Genomic DNA, 247 nt, shown 5'->3' with positions numbered 1-247 from the left:
CTCAATTAGGTTACCCTAATTTTTATTGGTGGAGCCTAGCGGGATCGAACCGCTGACCTCCTGCGTGCAAGGCAGGCGCTCTCCCAGCTGAGCTAAGGCCCCAATTATTTGGTATTTTATTAATGGTGGGCCTGAATGGACTTGAACCATCGACCCCTCGCTTATCAAGCGAGTGCTCTAACCAACTGAGCTACAGGCCCCACTTATTATTAATATGTGGTTACTTGTTTGAGTGACATTTAAGTCT

Annotated in this window: 2 tRNA genes; both read right to left on the bottom strand. The window is 47.0% G+C overall.

The window, feature by feature from the left end:
- Window positions 1–26: 26 nt before the first annotated feature.
- Window positions 27–102: transfer RNA gene (locus tag IY230_RS00835), tRNA-Ala, on the bottom strand.
- A gap of 21 nt (window positions 103–123) precedes the next feature.
- Window positions 124–200, bottom strand: a tRNA-Ile gene (locus IY230_RS00830).
- Between the last annotated feature and the right edge of the window lie 47 nt (window positions 201–247).

The sequence above is a fragment of the Acholeplasma laidlawii genome (assembly GCF_015709225.1).
Taxonomy (GTDB): domain Bacteria; phylum Bacillota_I; class Bacilli_A; order Acholeplasmatales; family Acholeplasmataceae; genus Acholeplasma; species Acholeplasma laidlawii_A.
The sequence above is the reverse complement of the archived record's forward strand: the minus strand, read 5'-3'. Positions and strand labels throughout refer to the sequence as shown.